General features: G+C 40.0%; 13 protein-coding genes. 4 read left to right on the top strand and 9 right to left on the bottom strand.

Annotation, left to right across the window (positions count from 1 at the left end; translation table 11 throughout):
• Positions 1-152 precede the first annotated feature (152 nt).
• From ACLKML_RS14855 to ACLKML_RS14845, 3 genes are all read right to left on the bottom strand, one after another.
• Complete coding sequence (locus ACLKML_RS14855; protein ID WP_413283853.1) at positions 153-1,424, bottom strand: NupC/NupG family nucleoside CNT transporter; 1,272 nt, start codon at positions 1,422-1,424, stop codon at positions 153-155.
• Positions 1,425-1,626: 202 nt separating this feature from the next.
• On the bottom strand, positions 1,627-2,424 hold the full coding sequence (locus tag ACLKML_RS14850; RefSeq protein ID WP_413283852.1) for a TatD family hydrolase: 798 nt from the start codon (positions 2,422-2,424) through the stop codon (positions 1,627-1,629).
• The gene (locus ACLKML_RS14845; protein WP_413283851.1) at positions 2,417-2,557 is read right to left on the bottom strand and encodes a hypothetical protein; all 141 of its coding nucleotides are present in this window, start codon (positions 2,555-2,557) and stop codon (positions 2,417-2,419) included. Before ACLKML_RS14845 ends, ACLKML_RS14850 begins: the two co-directional genes overlap by 8 nt.
• A gap of 448 nt (positions 2,558-3,005) precedes the next feature.
• On the opposite strand from ACLKML_RS14845, the gene ACLKML_RS14840 reads away from it, so the two are divergent.
• The 4 genes from ACLKML_RS14840 to ACLKML_RS14825 all read left to right on the top strand — a co-directional run bounded on the left by ACLKML_RS14840 (position 3,006) and on the right by ACLKML_RS14825 (position 7,747).
• A complete protein-coding gene (locus ACLKML_RS14840) occupies positions 3,006-4,004 on the top strand; it encodes a BMP family ABC transporter substrate-binding protein (protein ID WP_317717132.1) in 999 nt (332 codons plus the stop codon).
• 106 nt (positions 4,005-4,110) lie between these two features.
• Positions 4,111-5,667, top strand: coding sequence for an ABC transporter ATP-binding protein (locus ACLKML_RS14835; RefSeq protein ID WP_413283850.1), 1,557 nt, complete (start codon positions 4,111-4,113; stop codon positions 5,665-5,667).
• Complete coding sequence (locus tag ACLKML_RS14830) at positions 5,667-6,779, top strand: ABC transporter permease (RefSeq protein WP_413283849.1); 1,113 nt, start codon at positions 5,667-5,669, stop codon at positions 6,777-6,779. Before ACLKML_RS14835 ends, ACLKML_RS14830 begins: the two co-directional genes overlap by 1 nt.
• Positions 6,780-6,781: 2 nt before the next feature.
• Positions 6,782-7,747: an ABC transporter permease gene (locus ACLKML_RS14825; RefSeq protein ID WP_413283848.1), complete on the top strand. Its 966-nt coding sequence runs from the start codon at positions 6,782-6,784 to the stop codon at positions 7,745-7,747.
• A gap of 130 nt (positions 7,748-7,877) precedes the next feature.
• On the opposite strand, the gene prfC is transcribed toward ACLKML_RS14825, so the two are convergent.
• The 6 genes from prfC to ACLKML_RS14795 form a co-directional block, all read right to left on the bottom strand.
• Entirely contained in the window at positions 7,878-9,467 is a 1,590-nt protein-coding gene (gene prfC / locus ACLKML_RS14820) for a peptide chain release factor 3 (RefSeq protein WP_413283847.1), read from the bottom strand.
• Between the two features lie 298 nt (positions 9,468-9,765).
• Positions 9,766-10,443 carry a respiratory nitrate reductase subunit gamma gene (gene narI, locus ACLKML_RS14815; protein WP_413283846.1) on the bottom strand — a complete coding sequence of 226 codons (678 nt, stop codon included), beginning with the start codon at positions 10,441-10,443 and terminating at the stop codon, positions 9,766-9,768.
• A complete protein-coding gene (gene narJ, locus ACLKML_RS14810) occupies positions 10,440-11,162 on the bottom strand; it encodes a nitrate reductase molybdenum cofactor assembly chaperone (protein WP_413283845.1) in 723 nt (240 codons plus the stop codon). Before narJ ends, narI begins: the two co-directional genes overlap by 4 nt.
• Positions 11,162-12,700, bottom strand: a complete 1,539-nt coding sequence (gene narH, locus ACLKML_RS14805; protein WP_413283844.1) for a nitrate reductase subunit beta — start codon at positions 12,698-12,700, stop codon at positions 11,162-11,164. The genes narJ and narH overlap by 1 nt, the downstream gene beginning before the upstream one ends.
• Positions 12,697-16,467, bottom strand: a complete 3,771-nt coding sequence (locus ACLKML_RS14800; RefSeq protein ID WP_413283843.1) for a nitrate reductase subunit alpha — start codon at positions 16,465-16,467, stop codon at positions 12,697-12,699. The genes narH and ACLKML_RS14800 overlap by 4 nt, the downstream gene beginning before the upstream one ends.
• A gap of 234 nt (positions 16,468-16,701) precedes the next feature.
• Entirely contained in the window at positions 16,702-18,105 is a 1,404-nt protein-coding gene (locus ACLKML_RS14795; protein WP_413283842.1) for a NarK family nitrate/nitrite MFS transporter, read from the bottom strand.
• Between the last annotated feature and the right edge of the window lie 238 nt (positions 18,106-18,343).

The following is an 18,343-nucleotide window of genomic DNA, read 5'->3' as shown; positions in this document are numbered from 1 at the left end:
AAACAAATAATCTGACAATCGCCGTTAAATTAGCGGCATTCACTTTAATTTATTCCCAGAAAAACAAAACACGGGCGCAATTTCTTGCGTCCGTGTTTTACATTGGGTTTAAACGATAACTTTGAAGCTAACTTAATACCCTTGTAGCTAAATTACATTGCCGCCAATGATATACAAAAACCTGCGATAGTTGCTGCCATTAAGTTAGATAGTGTACCAGCACAAACCGCTTTAACACCCATGCGAGCAATGTCGTGACGTCGACCTGGTGCAATGCCACCCAAACCACCGAGTAAAATCGCGATTGAGGATAAGTTAGCGAATCCACATAGAGCAAAAGAGATAATCGCGGTTGTTTTCTCTGACATAACTTGACCAGTTGCAGCAACTACTTGCGCATTTTCACCCACATAAGGAACAAAGTTTAAGTAAGCGACGAATTCATTCACTATGGTTTTTTGACCAATGAAAGATCCTGCCAACGTTGCTTCTTCCCAAGGAACACCGATAAGGAAAGCAAGAGGAGAAAATACCCAACCTAAAATAAGCTCTAAGCTTAATGATTCATAACCGAACCAATTACCAATGCCGCCCAACATACCGTTGATTAGTGCAATCAAACCGATGAAAGCAATAAGCATCGCGCCAACATTAAGCGCCAGCTGCAAACCAGATGAAGCGCCACCTGCTGCTGCATCAATAACGTTAGCCGGTTTATCGTTGCCACCTTCTAAATCTGCTTGAATATCATTATCAAACTCTTCTGTTTCTGGCTTAATAATCTTAGCGAATAATAATCCACCTGGTGCCGCCATAAACGAAGCAGCCACCAGGTATTCTAACGGAACACCCATAGATGCGTAGCCAGCTAACACACCACCAGCAACAGATGCTAAACCACCACACATTACTGCAAATAGTTCTGATTGCGTCATTTTAGGTACAAATGGACGAACAACTAAAGGTGCTTCTGTTTGACCAACAAAAATATTGGCCGCTGCTGACATAGATTCCGCTTGTGAAGTACCAAGCGCTTTTTCTAATGCCCCACCAAGAATTCTAATTACCCACTGCATCGCACCGATGTAGTAAAGTACAGAAATCAATGATGAGAAAAATATCAATGTAGGCAACACTTGGAAAGCAAAGATAAAACCAAGACCATCGACAGAAAAACTCACTAAGTTACCAAAAAGGAAACTCGTTCCGCTTTTACCAAAATCGATAACACTGGCGACTCCGCTAGAGAAACCTCCTAATAAATCCTTCCCCCAAGGAACATAAAGTACAAATGCACCAAGGATAAACTGAATGGCAAATGCACCACCCACGGTTCGTAAATTAATTGCTTTGCGGTTGTCGGATAGAAGTACTGCAATCGCTATGAGTACAACCATGCCGATTAGGCTCATAAACAGGCTCATGGTTTATGGCTTCCTTATTTTAGTTAAATGGCGTGTGACAAAATGGATCTAAAAAGCGAGGCGATTATAAACAGACCTTTGAAAATAATTCAGTGCATAGATCACACTTACCAATTAAAAATCATGTAACAATTTTTCAAAATGAGATTACATTCACACTTACACCAGTAATAGTGTATTAATTGGCTATATTAACTTGCAATTAATCTAAAATATTATAGGCAGATAGACTATTTCGATAAAGCTGCTTTGCAACCGTTTGCTCTGACTCATTTCGCAGCATGATTAGCTCATTTAGCGTAATTGGCAGTTTTTTAGGGTGATTTTTTTGACCTTGATAACCATTAAGTGGCATATCAGGTGAATCGGTCTCAAGAACCAATGACTCTAAAGGTAATAAAGATATAGTATTTCGGGTTTTCTTCGCTCGAGGATAAGTAATAGAACCGCCGACACCGATATAAAAGCCTAAATTAATATAGTCGAGTGCTTGCTGATAACTACCAGTAAAAGCATGTATGATCCCTTTACAATCAAGCGGATGTTGCTTAATAAGCTTAATGATATCTTGATGGGATTTTCTGGAGTGCAAAATGAGCGGCAACTGATACTTATTGGCCAATCGAATTTGTTCTATAAGATAGTGCTTTTGCAGCTGTTCATCATTACTGGATTGATAAAAATCTAGACCACACTCTCCGATAGCAACACATTTCTCATGTTTTTGAGACAACTTGGTATCAAGTAAAATTAAATGTTGATCAAGATGCTGATCGGTATAATAAGGATGTAACCCTAATGAGAAATAAAGACTGGGGTATGTTGAACACAGTTGTTCTATTTTATCCCAATTAAAAACGCCACAACCTGGTATAAGAAACTTGTCTACACCTGCTGATTGCGCAATTTCCAATTGTTGAGCAAAATCATCATCGCTACAAAAATCCGATCGGTCTAAATGACAATGGGTATCAAATAACCGACAAGAGATTTCATTCATCTTTTCTCTCTTTATTGTCAAAAACATCTTGCTTCGTTATCGGTACACAACAACGTTTTTGCTCGGGTAACAATCCCATTCTCTTACACCAGTCATCGTAACGCTTAATTAACTTATTAAATTTATCAAACATACCTACCTCTCCTAACTGATACTTTAATTAATAGGTAAATCACATTTATTATAAATCATTCATCTAAAAAAAACGTTTATTGCACACTTATTAGCTATATTTGTTATTAGCTATATTTGTGTTAATTGGATCGATTTACCTTAATTCAACCATATATAGTCCAATCAAGAACGTTGCATTTTTATTAATTTGTAGAAAAACAGACTGACTACGGAGTAAATTCAGATAAAAAACGTGATATTGATCACATCATCATATGCTTAAATGTCGTGTTAGCTGATTTAGGTGTGAGCAAAATGCTTTTTTTTTTAGCACGCAAACGATAAACTGGGGAGTGATAACTGTTTATGTGTAAATTTCGCAAAAACAGATAACACAGTTGCATATAAATACAAATAGAACTCATTTATTGGTTATCAATTTTGGATTTCAACATAGGGATTATACAGTGAAAAAAACTACTCTAAAGCTAACTGCACTTGCGCTAGCCGTTTCTTCATTTAGCGTATTTGCAGCACCAACACCAGCCGTTATTTATGATACAGCAGGCAAATTTGACAAATCTTTTAACGAAGCAGTATTTCAAAACGGTGTAAAAGTACTTGAAGCTGAAAAAGGCATTAAAGTCCGCGAATTTGAACCACAAAATGAAGCCCAACGTGAACAAGGACTTCGTCGTTTAGCAAGCCGTGGCTTTAGCCCTATCGTAGCCGTTGGCTTCAATATGGCTTCAGCAGTAGAAAAAGTTGCTACAGAATTCCCAGACATCCAATTTACTATTATAGATATGGTTGTGGATAAGCCGAACGTGCAGTCAATTGTATTTAAAGAGCAAGAAGGATCTTTCCTTGTTGGTGCTTTAGCCGCTAAAGCTTCTAAAACAGGTACCGTTGGCTTTATCGGTGGTATGGATATTCCACTAATTCGTAAGTTTGCTTGTGGTTATGAGCAAGGTGCGAAATATGCCAACGCTGATGCTGTTGTTCTGCAAAATATGACGGGTTCAACACCAGCTGCGTTTGCTGATCCAGCAAAAGGATCTGAACTTGCTAAATCTCAATTTTCTAAAAATGCAGATGTAATTTATGCAGCAGCAGGTGGTACTGGCCTTGGTGTTTATCAAGCAGCTAAAGATGCAGGTAAACTGGCTATAGGGGTAGATTCAAACCAAAACCACCTTCAACCAGGTACAATGCTAACATCAATGGTTAAACGTGTTGGTGTTGCAGCAAAAGAGACTTGGATTGACAGCATGGAAGGTAATTGGGAGCCAGGCATAAAAGTTCTTGGTCTTAAAGAAGGCGGTGTAGCTTGGGCGTTAGATGCAAACAACGAAAGTCTGATAACAGAAGACATGAAAGCATACGCATCAGCTCTTGAAGCCGATATTATCTCTGGAAAAATCAGTGTTCATGATTATATGTCAGACAATACTTGCAACTACTAATTCTAGTATTATCAGTAGTTGAGTAATCTCTACGCCGTTGCTTTTGTAAAGTGTTAACTTTAGGCAACGGCGTACTTATAATTATTTTGCAGTTTAGGAATTCCACGTGACTCAAGCTCAAAATTTTGCCATTGAACTAAAAGAGATCAATAAGCGTTTTGGCGCCGTTCATGCTAACAAAGATATTGATCTAAAAATTCCCGCAGGCACTATTCACGGAATTATTGGTGAAAATGGTGCAGGCAAATCGACTCTAATGAGCATAATATACGGTTTTTATCTCGCCGATACTGGTTCAATGCTCGTAAATGGTCAGCCTTATAAACCTACTAATTCTCAAGAAGCAATTGCTGCTGGTATTGGCATGGTTCATCAGCATTTCATGCTCGTTGAGACTTTTACCGTATTAGAGAATATAGTGCTCGGGGCAGAAAGCGGCTGGAAGCTACAAGAAAGTTTGAGCTCTGCTAGGAAAAAGCTTGTCCAAATTGAAAAAGACTATGGCTTAGAGGTTCCTCTCGATGCAATAGTTGGTGAATTACCAGTCGGGTTACAACAACGAGTTGAAATTCTAAAAGCGTTATATAGAGACGCAAAAATACTCATTCTTGATGAGCCTACCGGTGTTTTAACACCACAAGAAGCTGACCACCTTTTCTCTATTCTTGATAAGCTTCGAGCTCAAGGCACAACCGTTATGATTATCACGCATAAACTGCGTGAAGTTCTGGCAATTACGGATAATATTTCCGTTATGCGTCAAGGAACAATGGTTGATCATGTTGTGACCGCGCAGACCAATCAAGATCAATTAGCCGAACTTATGGTAGGAAGAAAAGTCCTCCTTAAAGTTGAAAAAGAAGCAGCAAAACCGAAAAAAGCCCTGATTGATGTTAAAAATTTAAGTTATTTCGATAGCAGTAATGTTCAACGAATCAAAGATATCAGTTTTTCAGTTCGTGAAGGTGAAATTGTTGGTATCGCAGGGGTCTCGGGCAATGGTCAATCTGAAGTTCTGAGTTTATTGTCGGGTATTTTAAAACCTGCCTCAGGAACTATCGAACTTAATGGCCATATTCTCAGCCCTGAACAACCTAGTGATCCTCAACAAGTCAGAGCGATGGGCGTTGGGCACATACCAGAAGATCGCCACAAACAAGGTTTGATCAATAAGTTTGAAGCACAAGAAGCTTATATTCTCGGTTATCACAACCTGCCTAAATACAACAACGGATTACTACAAAATAAACAAGCAATTCGAGAACTCTGTCAGTCCAGTATGGATAAATGGGATGTGCGTCCAAATGATGTCTCTCTCAAAACCGCTAATTTTTCTGGTGGTAATCAGCAAAAGCTCGTTATTGCTCGAGAAATGGAAGAAGATCCAAATGTATTGCTTGTTGGACAACCAACCCGTGGCGTTGATATAGGTGCTATTGAATATATCCACCAGCAAATAGTCGCTACCCGTGACGCTGGAAAAGCCGTGTTATTAGTGTCGGTAGAGCTTGATGAAATAATGAGCTTAGCCGATAGAATTATTGTTTTGTTTGATGGAAGTATTGTTGGTGAAGTACTCCCTGAACAGGCTGATGAAAAAACATTAGGTTTAATGATGGCGAATATCGTCCCAGATCATGTTAAATCCCAAGGAGACCTATAATGAGTCAGGCCAAAATTCCTGCTTGGGTGACCGTTGCTTTACTACCAGCAATCAATGTCGTGGTTGCGTTCTTAGTTTCGGCATTACTCTTTGTTTATATCGATATTAGCCCTATTGATGCGGCAAAAGTTATGTGGACAGGTGCCTTTGGCTATGCCGAAGGGTTCGGTTACACCCTCTACTATGCAACCGGTTTTATCTTTACTGGTTTAGCGGTGTCAGTCGCTTTTCATGCTGGATTATTTAACATCGGTGGTGAAGGTCAAGCTTATGTAGGCGGTTTGGGTGTTGGATTAATCTGTCTAACACTTGGTGAATACGCACCATGGTATATCGTCTTCCCTTTCGCCATTATTGCTGGTGGTTTTTTTGGCGCAGCATGGGCATTTATACCCGCGTATTTACAGGCAAAAAGAGGGTCTCATATCGTTATTACTACGATTATGTTTAACTTTATTGCCGCGTCTTTAATGGCTTATCTATTAGTTGATATTTTAAAACCTGAAAACACAATGGCGACGGAAAGTCGCGTATTTGCAGTTAGTAGCTGGTTACCAAAAATGCACCAAATCCTTTCTGTTTTTGGTATCGAAATGGCCCCTAGCCCACTCAACTTGAGTTTTATTTTTGCCTTAGTCTGCTGTGTATTTGTATGGCTATTTATTTGGCATTCTCGCTGGGGATACGAAATCCGTTCAGTCGGCGCAAATGCATCTGCCGCTGGATATGCCGGCATTAACTACATTAAAATTGTGGTTATAACCATGCTTGTTTCAGGTATGTTAGCTGGTTTTTTTGGCTTAAACGTACTGCAAGGTGAACTCCATCAAATCAAACTCAATTTTGTTGAAGGATTTGGTTTTACCGGTATCGCAGTTGCACTAATGGGAAGGAACCACCCTATTGGTGTACTGTTAGCAAGTTTGCTTTTTGGCTTTCTGTATCAAGGTGGCGCTGAATTAAGTTTCGAATACGGTGTAGATAGGAACATCGTTGTAGTGTTACAGGGGTTAGTGATTTTATTCTCAGGAGCATTAGAACACATGTTTAGACCTACTCTAGAGCGAACCTATTTGAAATTGTTCGTTAAATCAGAAAATGGAGCAGCTTAATCATGTTTGAGACGATTATATTAATGCTTGATGCGACCATACGGGTCGCTACTCCACTTATTCTTGCTTCTTTAGCTGGTATGTTTAGTGAGCGTTCTGGTATTGTCAATATCGCACTAGAAGGCAAGCTTCTTGCTGCTGCTTTTACTGGCGCAGCCGTAGCACACGTAACAGGATCGGCATGGGTTGGCCTACTAGGTGGTGTAACGGTATCTATATTACTTGCTTTGCTACACGGTTTTGCTTCTATTACTCATCGAGGCGATCAAGTTGTTAGTGGTATGGCTATCAACATACTAGCAGCTGGGTTAACTGTTACTCTAGGTCGTCACTGGTTCCACCAAGGCGGACAAACACCAGCGCTTTCTGGTGATGCTCGGTTTGCTCCAATCAACTTACCGGGTGCAGATGCACTAGCTGATATACCTGTTATCGGCCTACTGTATTCCGAACTATTAAGTGGGCACTCAGTGTTAGAGTATCTAGTAGTGCTTATTGTACCTTTAGCATGGTATGTATTGTTCAAGACTCGTTTTGGCCTTCGTTTACGTGCAGTTGGTGAGTCACCCAATGCGGTTGATACGGCCGGTATATCCGTGGTTAAGATGCGTTATAGCGCCATGATCATATGCGGTACTTTAGTTGGTATTGGTGGTGTATACCTTTCTGTTGGTCAAACCGCTCAATTCATTCCTAATATGAGCGCAGGCAAAGGCTATATGGCATTAGCGGCTCTTATTTTTGGTAAATGGAAGCCATTTACCGCTATGGGAGCCTGCTTGCTATTTGGTTTCTTAGATGCGTTAGCAATTCGTTTACAAGGCGTCAGTATTGGTGAGTTCCAAATCCCAGTTCAGGCTATAGAAGCGATTCCTTATGTGTTAACGGTATTCCTTCTTGCTGGCTTTATCGGTAAAGCGATTGCACCTAAAGCAATTGGCGTGCCTTATACTAAGGAACGTGAATAACGTTTAATATTAAGTTTACTATTAGCGATTATTATTAACCAAAAATGGAGCCAATTGGCTCCATTTTTTCTTTATTAGTTACATTTATAAAAACAGTAACTAATAATCAGTAGAGTAAGCAGTTAAAAACTTAGTGCTCTCTAGTCGCTCTAAATACAATATCAGGGAAACGTTCTTGAGCGAGGTTCAAGTTAACCATCGTTGGCGCGATATAAGAAAGATTATCGCCACCATCTAGCGCTAAATTTGCTTGCCCTTTACGTTTAAAGTCATCCAATTTCTTTTCATCAGCACATTCAACCCAACGAGCAGTCGCAACGTTAACGCCTTCATATATGGCTTCAACGTTATATTCCGATTTCAATCGAGCTACCACCACATCAAATTGAAGCACACCAACCGCGCCAACAATCAGATCATTGTTTTGCAATGGACGGAATACCTGAACAGCGCCTTCTTCAGAAAGCTGCACCAAACCTTTAAGCAGCTGTTTTTGCTTTAAAGGATCTTTTAGACGGATACGACGGAAAAGTTCAGGGGCAAAATTAGGGATCCCAGAAAACTTCAGCGACTCGCCTTGGCTAAAGGTATCCCCTATCTGAATCGTGCCATGATTATGCAAGCCAATAATGTCACCCGCATACGCATGTGCCGCACGAGAACGATCTCCTGCCATAAAGGTCACAGCATCCGAAATATTTATTTGCTTACCAAGACGAACATGGTTCATCTTCATGCCTTGATTGTAGGTTCCAGAAACTACGCGCATAAAGGCAATACGATCACGGTGTTTAGGATCCATATTTGCTTGAATTTTAAAAACAAAACCTGAAAACTTTTCTTCTGTTGCTTCAACTTCGCGCTCATTAGCTTGACGAGGCAAAGGTAGTGGAGCCCACTCCGTTAACCCATCGAGCATGTGGTCAACACCAAAATTACCTAATGCTGTACCAAAAAATACTGGCGTTAGTTCACCAGACAAAAATAAATCACGATCAAATTCATGTGACGCGCCAATCACTAATTCCAACTCTTCTCGAAGTTGTTCAGCTAAATCATCCCCAATGGCAACATCCAGATCTGGGTTATCTAACCCTTTGATAACATTTCGTTCTTGGATGGTATGGCCTTGCCCTGTCGTATACAAGACTGTCTCATCCCTATGAATATGATAAACCCCTTTGAACTCTTTACCACAACCAATAGGCCAAGAAATTGGCGCACAAGCGATTTTCAGTTCGTTTTCTACCTCATCTAACAGTTCCATTGGATCACGGATATCTCGGTCCAATTTATTCATAAATGTAACAATGGGAGTATCTCGTAGACGCGTAACTTCCATAAGTTTTCGCGTACGATCCTCTACCCCTTTTGCTGCATCTATAACCATTAAGCAGGAATCAACTGCAGTTAGCGTTCGATAGGTATCTTCCGAGAAATCTTCGTGCCCTGGAGTATCCAGTAAATTAACCAAACATTCGTTGTAGGGAAATTGCATAACAGAAGTGGTTACCGAAATACCACGTTCTTTCTCCATCTCCATCCAGTCTGATTTAGCATGATGGCTTGAACCTCGGCCTTTTACCGTACCAGCAGACTGAATAGCCTGTCCGAACAGTAACACTTTTTCAGTTATTGTTGTTTTACCAGCATCGGGGTGCGAGATGATAGCAAAGGTTCTTCGCTTATTGACTTCATTCAGAAATTCTTGGTTTGCCATGGATAAGTTCTTTTAGTTTGTACACAGATTCAATTACATTGATGGAAGCACTCTAATTTCAGTTCTTCTTCGTTCAAATCCGTTGCGTTAATCGTGGTTAATGGTTATTTTCGCTGATCTGAGCATTATAAACAATCAATGCTTGAGTAATTGACCATTATTTCTTTGTTGTACTACTTAAACAGCAGAATGATATCAATAACATTAATGGGGTAATCAAAATAAATTCGACGGTAAAGCAGAGAGGAACAGGCTGAAATGTCGATTTTCAGCCTGCTTGACGGTGAGCTAATTCGTTTTACTTTTGACTTTTAACTAATTGATAATGTCTAGATAAATATTCTACCGGAACACTCCAAATATGAACTAAACGACAAAATGGGAACAATAGAAACAAGGTCATGCCTAAAACCATGTGTAAACGAAAAATAAATCCTACGCCTTCTAAATTAAGAGATGCTCCAGATTGAAAGGTTACAATCTCTTGCGCCCAACTAACCAACTTCATCATTTCACTGCCATCTAAATGCTGCGCCGAAAACGGGATAGTCAACACACCCAAACATGCCTGAGTAACAATTAATGTCAATATCATGATGTCGAAAAAAGAGGAAGTAGCTCGAACTCGAACATTGGTTAAACGTCGCTTTAGTAACATAGCTCCACCAGCAATTGTCATTAAACCAAATACTCCCCCAGCTATCATGGCAATCAACTGTTTTGCAGGTAATGATAAGAACGATTCATACACCCAATGAGGCGTTAATAACCCCACAAAGTGGCCAAAAAATATGCCAATAATACCAATGTGGAATAGGCTAGAAGCAACACGCATATTGGTATTATCTAAAATCTGACTTGAACCAGCACGCCACGTATACTGGCCATAATCATAGCGAAGCCAACTACCAATTAAAAATATCGAGCCAGCAATATAAGGATAAATATCAAAAAAGAAACCATTCAGAAAACTCATTGTTTCGCTCCATTAATTTCGTTTATATCCAAATACTGAGGAGAAACCGTATTAGCAAACCGTCGCTGATGCCGCGTTTGTTGTGCCGATATACAGCCATCCTCCCCTAAAAATTTAATTTGTTCTTCTTCCCATACTTCATCTAATGCCTGAGGTGTATCATCTCTGGTTTCTTTACCGACTTTTACTTCTAGTACTTTTTCTTTAATAGTATTTCCAGACAGATCGACCAACACGTCAAATAGGCAGAAGTACTCACTTTCTCTTTGTTTTAATCGTTCTTTAAGCAAAGCTAAAATTGGAGCAACATCTTTTAAGCCATCAACCGCGCCTTCTTCTCCTTGTTGAGATATATATTCTAAATAGATAGGTAAATAATCTGGCAGTTGCTTGCAATCAAGCAGCAAACCAGAAGCTTCATATTGATTGATTAGATCTATCATCGCTTGCCCACGATCTCGAGATTCACCATGCACATGTTCAAATAAAAACAAAGAAAGAGACCGGCCTCTATCAAACAAATCACTGTAATTAGCTTGAATATCAAGTAATGGTTGTGAAGACATACTTGATATAAAATCACGCAATTTCTGATGATGAAGCGGTTTTAATTCACTGCACATACCAAGTAGACTGTAAAGATCTTTAGGATAGTGCCAAATTTCCGCTTCAGGATAATCTAATAACGATGCAATAAGTCTTAATGATTTCATTTCCATTACTTATCCCCTAGCGTTTTTGCATTGATGTCAATTGAATCGATACGCTGACTATCAAACAGGTTGATTTTACTATCACTGCCTCCGTGGCAACTATTACCAAAACTAAACCCACATCCTTTCGCCTCTGGAAAAGCTTCTGTTGCTAATTCTCGATGACAGGTAGGGATCACAAATCGATCTTCATAATTAGCAATCGCAAGATATCGATACATTTCTTGAGCTTGACTTTCACTTAGCCCAACTTGCTCTAAAGCACTCGTATCGATGGTTCCATCCACAGTTTCTGCACGTTTAAAATGGCGCATCGCTAACATTCGGTTAAGTGCATTGAGCACGGGTGCTGTATCGCCTGCCGTTAATAAGTTAGCCAGATATTGAACCGGTATTCGCAAGCTTTTTACATCAGGTAATACACCTTGGCTGCCCATAAGCCCAGCATCAGAAGCTGACTGAATAGGAGATAGAGGAGGAATATACCAAACCATCGGTAGAGTCCTATACTCAGGATGTAACGGCAATGCTAGCTTCCAATCAATCGCCATTTTATAAACCGGAGATCGTTGTGCTGCTTGCAATACATTCTCTGATATACCTTGTTTAAGGGCTTCTTTAATAACATCTGGGTCATTAGGATCCAAAAATATATCCAACTGACTTTGATATAAATCGACCGTCTCTTCGGCCGAGGCCGCCTGCTCAATTTTATCGGCATCGTACAAAATAACGCCTAAATAACGAATACGCCCAACACATGTTTCCGAGCACACTGTAGGTTGACCAGATTCAATCCTTGGGTAGCAAAAAATACACTTTTCGGACTTGCCACTTTTCCAATTAAAATAAATTTTCTTATATGGGCAACCAGTCAAACACATGCGCCAACCGCGACATTTATCTTGATCGATAAGAACAATGCCATCTTCTTCTCGCTTGTAAATCGCGCCACTTGGGCAAGTAGCAACACACGCAGGGTTTAAGCAATGCTCACACAAGCGAGGCAAATACATCATAAAAGTGTTTTCAAATTGACCATACATCTCTTTTTGCATGTCATTGAAATTCTGATCAGCAGATCGTTTTGAAAACTCTCCTCCCAAAATCTCTTCCCAATTGGGCCCTTTTTCTATTTTATCCATCCGTTGGCCTGTGAGCAGAGAGCGAGGCCGAGCAATGGGTTGATGCTTACTTTGTGGCGCATTGTGCAAATGCTCATAGTCAAAAGTGAACGGTTCATAATAATCATCGATTACAGGCATATCGGGGTTATTAAATAGCTTTGCTAACACCCCAACTTTATGGCCCATTTTAGGTTGCAGTTTACCTTTAATATTCCGTATCCAACCGCCTTTCCATTTGTCTTGGTTTTCCCAATCTGTTGGGTAACCCGTACCAGGTTTACTTTCAACATTATTGAACCAGGCGTACTCCATACCTTCACGGCTAGTCCATACATTTTTACAGGTTACCGAACAGGTATGGCAGCCAATGCATTTATCTAAGTTGAGTACCATGCCGACTTGTGAACGAATTTTCATTCTTCTTTACCTCCCGCCTGACCACTGTAAATATTGGGTTCTTGTATATAATCGTTATCTTCATTATCTAACCACTTGACTTCATTCATGCGGCGTACTACAACAAATTCATCACGATTAGATCCCACTGTACCGTAGTAATTAAACCCATAAGACTGATGAACATAACCACCAATCATGTGTGTTGGTTTAGGACAAGTTCGAGTCACTGAATTGTGGATCCCTCCTCTCTGCCCAGTAATTTCAGCACCGGGAAGATTGACTAAACGTTCTTGAGCGTGGTACATCATTACCATCCCATCAGGCACTCGTTGACTAACCACCGCGCGAGCGGTTAAAGCACCGTTACTATTAAAAGCTTCAATCCAATCGTTATCCTCTATGCCAAGATCCTTCGCATCAGTTTCACTCATCCAAACAATGGGACCACCTCGTGATAAGGTCAGCATGAGCAAGTTTTCACTGTACGTTGAATGAATACCCCATTTTTGATGCGGTGTGATCCAATTCAACGCTTTCTCTTTATTACCATTACTTTTCTTACCCATAATTTCATGCACAGTACGGGTATTAATAGGTGGACGGTAGGCCACCAAACTCTCACCAAAGTCTCGCATCCATTGGTGATCTTGATATAACTGCTGTCGTCCTGTTAGTGTGCGCCAAGGAATCAGTTCATGCACATTGGTATAACCCGCATTGTAAGATACATGTTCGTCTTCCAAGCCAGACCAAGTAGGACTAGAAATAATCTTTCGAGGTTGAGCTTGAATATCACGAAAGCGAATTTTTTCGTCTTCTTTATTTAGCGCTAAATGCCGATGTTCACGGCCAGTAAGTTCGCTTAATGCATCCCACGCCTTTACTGCTACTTGACCATTAGTTTCAGGAGCTAAAGTAAGTATCACTTCTGCAGCATCAATTGCTGATTCAATCTTTGCTAACCCTTTGGCTTCTCCCTCGGGATGGACATAGTTGAGTTTTTTAAGCAGCTCAACTTCACTATCCGTATTCCAGTTTATCCCCTTTCCACCATTACCTTGGCTATTAAGCAAAGGGCCTAATGAAGTAAAGCGAGCATAAGTATTGGGATAATCTCGTTGGACCGTGACAATATGTGGTGCGGTTTTACCTGGGATCAGATCACACTCACCCAATTTCCAATCCTTGACATCAAACGCTTGGGCCATCTCTGCCGGAGAATCATGCTGAATAGGTAAAGTCACTACATCTTCTTCTTTGCCAAGGTGGCCTTGACAAACATGAGAAAAAACCTTGGCAAGCTCTTTATAAATATCCCAATCAGATTTAGCCTCCCAAGCAGGATCTACAGCAGCAGAAAGTGGATGAATAAATGGATGCATATCCGAGGTATTCATGTCATCTTTTTCATACCAAGTTGCTGTTGGTAGAACAATATCGGAAAATAAACACGTGCTGGACATACGGAAATCAAGAGTCACAACAAGATCCAACTTGCCTTGCGTTGGTTCGTCTTTCCAATCAATTTCGTTTGGCTTAGTTGGACTAAAGTCACCTAAATCCTTACCTTGAATACCATGCTCTGTACCCAATAAGTACTTAAGCATGTATTCATGACCTTTACCCGACGAACCTAATAGATTAGAACGCCAAATAAACATATTTCGCGGGTAATGCTCTTCTGGTTGTTCCGAGGCAAAACGAATCGAACCTTCTTTCAATGCATTAACTGTGTATTCACTCGCGGACATTCCTGCGTCACGAGCATGATCTGCAATATGCAGTGGATTGGTATTGAACTGTGGGGAAGATGGCAGCCAACCTAAACGCTCAGCTTTAACGTTCATATCAATCAAGTGATCGCTATAACGCGATTTATCGGCTAGAGGTGAAAGTAATTCATCAGTATTAAGTTTCTCATAGCGCCATTGACTAGAATGGTTATAGAAAAACGAAGTACCATTCATATGACGTGGTGGCTTTTGCCAATCTAAACCGAAAGCAAGTGGTTGCCAACCCGTTTGCGGACGTAACTTCTCTTGCCCAACGTAGTGGGCCCATCCACCTCCACTTTGTCCTACGCAACCACAGAAAACCAACATATTGATCAAACCGCGATAGTTCATATCCATGTGATACCAATGGTTTAAACCAGCGCCCACTATGATCATAGAACGACCGTGAGTTTTCTCGGCATTACTTGCAAATTCGCGAGCGATACGGGTAATATCATCCGCTGATACGCCGGTAATTTTTTCCGCCCAAGCAGGAGAATACGCTTTGACTTCGGTATACTCATGCGCACAACTGGAGTCGTTGAAACCTCGTTCAACGCCATAATTTGCTAGGGTTAAATCATAAACCGTTGTCACGTAAGCTTCAGAACCATCACCAAGTACAATACGTTTAATCGGTAACTTGCGATTAACCAAATCGGTAAGCGGTACATGTTGAAAATGTTCATGCTCCAACCCACCAAAATAAGGAAATGCAACCTCTACTACTTGGTCTTGATTTTGAATACCCAAACGCAACTTGACCGCACTCTGTGGGTCTCCTGCTCTTTGCTCTAGGTTCCACTTGCCTTTCTCTCCCCAACGATAACCAGAAGAACCATTTGGCGAGACCATATCTCCAGTGACATCATCAATCGCAATCGTCTTCCACTCGGGGTTATTTTGTTGGTCAAGGTTATTGGTCAAATCAGAAGCTCTTAAGAAACGTCCTGCAGAAAAACCGCCATTTTCTCGAGGCTCCAACTTAACCAACATAGGCATATCAGAATATTGACGTAAGTAATTTTGGAAATATTCTGATTGGCGTTTAACGTGAAACTCACTTAAAATCACATGGCCCATCGCTAAAGCCACCGCACTATCTGTCCCTTGCTTTGGATTCAACCAGTGATCACATAATTTTGCCACTTCAGCATAATCAGGAGTGATCGCTACAGTTTTTGTTCCTTTATACCGAACTTCCGTAAAGAAGTGTGCATCTGGCGTTCGTGTTTGAGGGATATTGGATCCCCAAGCAATAATATACGACGAGTTATACCAATCGGCTGATTCTGGGACATCAGTTTGCTCTCCCCAAGTCATAGGAGATGCCGGTGGTAGATCGCAATACCAATCATAAAAACTCAAACAAGAACCGCCGATCAACGATAGATACCTTGCACCTGCGGCGTAAGAGACCATCGACATGGCAGGAATAGGAGAAAAACCGACCACCCGATCAGGCCCATGTTCTTTAATGGTATGCACATTAGAAGCAGCAATGATCTCATTAACTTCGGCCCAAGAACTGCGTACAAAGCCTCCACGACCTCGCGCTGACTTATACTCTTTAGCACGACCAGAATCGGTAACAATCGATTTCCATGCATCAACAGGGTCAGAATATTGCTCCTTAGCTGCACGCCATAGTTTTAACAGCGGCTTGCGCACCATGGGATACTTTAGTCGGTTGGCACTATAAAGATACCATGAGTAACTTGCTCCTCGTGGGCAACCTCTCGGTTCATGATTGGGCAAATCGGGACGTGTTCTCGGGTAATCGGTTTGTTGAGTTTCCCATGTAACCAATCCATTTTTTACGTAAATTTTCCAACTACAAGATCCGGTACAATTGACACCGTGTGTAGAACGCACCACTTTGTCATGTTGCCAACGGCTTCGATAGCTATCCTCCCAGTCACGATTGGTGTGGAGTGTTTGACCATGACGCCCAGAAAATGTATCTCCTACTTGTCTAAAATATCGAAAGCGATCTAAAAACTTGCTCATCCAGTGTTTCTCCTATTTTTTAAGGAAATAATTTTTATATTAATTATTTTTTCAACCAATCATTCTTATTAAATATATTTAAAGTTAGATACGTACTTATACCTATACTATTAATCAACAAACCATTTAAAAATAAATACAAATAAAACATTAATGAGGAACTTAATTAAAATAAGAACCAAAAATAAAACCCCAAAAATCAATTAAACTAGCCTATTTATTATTTATTATTTATTATTTATTATTACAAGAGTTGATTGTTTTTCGTCCATATACAAGCCAAGTAACAACGGCACAGAGTACATAAAAAAATAGAAATATTTTTAATGCACCAGAAGCCGAACCAGTTAACGTTAATGATATACCAAATGCCTGAGGTATAAAAAATCCACCAAAAGCACCAATAGCAGAAATAAAACCTAATGCGGCAGCGGTATCTGTACCAGATTTTCTTACAATGAGTTTTTTATCTAAACCTGCTATTTCTGCTTGTTGCGTGATTATTCGACGAAATAAAACCGCGATCATTTGAAAGGTTGATCCACTCCCTACTCCTGAACAGGCAAACAGCCCAGTAAATATCAATAAAAATAAAATAAAACTACCGGATTCGCCTTCTTTTGGTAAAGTAAAAAAAATTGATATAGTCAGTATCGCCATTAAAGAAAAATTAAAAAATGTTACTTTTATACCACCGAACTTATCAGACCAAACGCCACCAATAGGCCTCATTAGAGCGCCAACAAGAGGACCAATAAAAGCGTATTGAAGTATATTTTCAGTGGGAAATTGCGTTTTTGCCAACATAGAAAATCCAGCCGAAAAGCCGATGAAGGAACCGAAAGCAGACAAATAGAGTAAGCTCATCAACCACAAATGACCTTGCTTTAAGACTTTTACTTGTTCAGAAAATGAGGCTTTAGCACTATCAATATCATTCATTCCAAACCAAGAAATCACACTAAACAGCAAAATAAAAGGCACCCAAAACCAAGCTGCATTATGCAAAAAGAGAGCACTACCATCTGGTTCAGAACTAAAACTAAAAAAACTTATTGAAATAACGATAGGCACTATCATTTGCATAATACTAACGCCGAGATTTCCAAGACCGCCATTTATCCCTAATGCAGATCCTTGTTTTTCCTTAGGAAAAAAGAAACTAATGTTAGCCATACTAGAGGCGAAATTCGCCCCACCTAAACCACATAACAATGAAATCATGACAAAAACATAATAAGGTGTAGAAGTATCCTGAATAGCGAACCCTAGCCAAATCATTGGAGCCACGAGAATAAAAGTACTGAAAGCGGTCCACCGACGGCCGCCAAATATAGAAATAGTGAAGGAATATGGGATTCGTCCCAACGCGCCAGAAATAGAAGGTAAAGCCGTTAACAGAAAAAGCTGTTTCATTGAAAAATTGAAACCAGCTTCAGGAAGATTTACCGCAACCGCACTAAAGATCATCCACACGCAAAAAGACAACAGCAAACATGGAACCGATATCCATAGATTTCTTTTTGCAACTTGTTGTCCTTGTTGTTTCCAAAAATCTGGGTTATCGGGAAACCATTCTTTAATTAGACGCTTATTCGATTGATGTTCAATATTTCCCGAATCTGAGTTTATTGGCATGCTGTCCCCATTATTATAAGAATAGACGCCTACATTAACGGTAAATATTGATATTCATTTATTGATTTACATCAACAATATCCTGAACAGTCAACGACCAGAAATTAGTTATCTAACCATTTATAATTATTACGTAATCCTTATCTTATTGATTAATCAGAATATTAATAATTATTAAATTTTTCAAAAAGTAAAAACTATTTAGTACTACCCCTCAAGGAGTATTTAGTCGTTTTTA

This window comes from Vibrio sp. MA40-2, assembly GCF_047302445.1.
Classification (GTDB): Bacteria; Pseudomonadota; Gammaproteobacteria; order Enterobacterales; family Vibrionaceae; genus Vibrio.
Note: the sequence above shows the minus strand (reverse complement) of the source record. Positions and strands in the feature narration are given on the sequence as shown.